The 1,956-nt window shown below is 58.6% G+C and carries 2 protein-coding genes; both read right to left on the bottom strand.

All coding sequences use genetic code 11. From position 1 onward, the window contains the following. Positions 1–61 precede the first annotated feature (61 nt). Positions 62–544: a DEAD/DEAH box helicase gene (locus EV663_RS15480; RefSeq protein WP_243697998.1), complete on the bottom strand. Its 483-nt coding sequence runs from the start codon at positions 542–544 to the stop codon at positions 62–64. Between the two features lie 5 nt (positions 545–549). Continuing rightward, the gene (locus EV663_RS15485; protein WP_132953433.1) at positions 550–1,857 is read right to left on the bottom strand and encodes an ATP-binding protein; all 1,308 of its coding nucleotides are present in this window, start codon (positions 1,855–1,857) and stop codon (positions 550–552) included. Positions 1,858–1,956 lie beyond the last annotated feature (99 nt).

Consider the following 1,956-nt stretch of genomic DNA (forward strand, 5'->3'; position numbering starts at 1 on the left):
CGAAGGCGTCACATTCACCGACGGTGTCGCCGAGAACGCCACCGAAAACCGCGCCGCCTGATCAGGCCGCGTCACCCATAATCCCGCATAGCTCCCCGAACAGGCGCGCGATTTCCAAACCGCGACGTATGAAAAGCGCTTCAAGGGACTCTGGGGTTATCAGCAGGATCCCTTTGGGAGATTTCAACGCGCGCGTCTTGATCGACTGTGAAACATCCCCGTGCCACGGGACAACTGGTAGTTCTGTCTCTTGGCAGATGTCCTCCAGCCGCATGGCCTGATCCGTGATCAACGCTTTCAGCGGACCGATGTAGAGCAGGTCGAAGCCGGTGCCGTTGGCAGGCGCGTCGAGCACCTGGGAAATTAAAGGCAGGAACGCCGCCTCCGTCTTTCCGCCCGCTGTCGATGCCGCAACGATCAAATCAGCGTTGGTCTCGCAGATCGTCCTGATGGATCGCGCCTGGACGTCGCGAAGCTCGCGCCATCCTTGCTGGCGCATCCATTTCTGCACAGGCCTCGCCAGCTTGTCGAACGCACTGCTCATCGGCGTCAGAGCTTGAAGCTGATCAGATCGTCGTCACCAGGGTCATGGGCATCGGTAGACTCGTCCACCTCAGTCATGTCTTCACCGAGGTCTTCGGAGACCTCGATCTTTTCGATCAGATCGCTCCATTCGACTCCGGGGTTTTGCTCGAGCACAGAAAGCAGGTTCACGAAGGCCGTTACCGTATTGCGTGGCGTCCGGAAGTAGGCTTCGCCGATCCGATCCGAACAATGCGCCATGAAAGCCTCGAGCGCGGCGTCCGGCAAAGCATCAGTGTCGTCTTGCATGATCCGCCTAACATTGCCCAGAAGAACGAAGAGGTCCTCCGGGGTCAGGCTGGCCAGCCGAACAACAGGCCCCGAAAGATCGACCAAACCGTCTCGCGCGAAGGTGTTCTCGAGCAAACGCGACTGAAGGGCCTCGTAGCTGTAGAGCCCTCGGCGGGTGTTCATCAAGAATTCCGGTGTCCCGCCCATCAGGAAGCCGAGGTTTTCAGCGCTGCCTTGCAGCACGTCGTTGAGGATCCGAAGAATCTGCTCGTAGTTCGCATTACGGGCCTGCGACGAAGTTAGCTTGTAGAGGTTTACCATCTCGTCGAGGCCGACGAGCAAGCCCTTATAGCCGGCCTCGCACACGAATGCCGACATCAGCTTCAGATGGTCGTAGACACTGGCATCATCGATGATCGTGCGTACGCCGAGCGCCTTGCGCGCGTCTGTGCGTGTCGCGAATTCACCGCGCAGCCATCTCAATGCTGCGGATTTCAGCTCGTCGTCACCTGTCTCATGGCCTTCCCAATATCGACGGATGACTTCAGCGAACTCAAAACCCCCAGTAAGTTCTTCAAAGTGGCTGAGGCGTTCACGAATGACTGACCCCGTGGGCACATCGCGTTCCTCAGCATCGCGGTGAGCCTGGCTGACGAAACGCTCCACCACGCTGGCCAAAGCCCCACCATCGGGCTTCGTCCGCGTCGACAGGTTACGAGCCATCTCAGCATAGAGCCCTCGGGCTTGTCCGCCGGTCGCATGAATACGCCGGTCAGGCGCCAAGTCCGCAAACATCACCACCAGACCCTTCTCGAGGGCAACAAGGCGGATCAGGTTCATGAAGAACGTCTTGCCGGACCCGTATTCGCCGATGATGAACCGGATGGCGGAACCGCCATCGGATATCCGATCCATGTCTTTGACCAGTTCTTCGATTTCCCGGACGCGGCCGACCTGTATATGACGCAAACCGAGCTTAGGCACGACCCCCGCCCGAAGAGCCTGCACGATTGCATCTCGTTCACGTGGTTTCAGCTTCGACATCCCCGCCCTCCGCACCCATTATTTCTTTTACCGCCTCCGCAATCTCCAGAGACACGTCATATCCATCATACTCGTCGAGCAGCGCTTCATCGTAGGTCT

It is taken from the genome of Rhodovulum bhavnagarense (assembly GCF_004343505.1).
Lineage (GTDB): Bacteria > Pseudomonadota > Alphaproteobacteria > Rhodobacterales > Rhodobacteraceae > Rhodovulum > Rhodovulum bhavnagarense.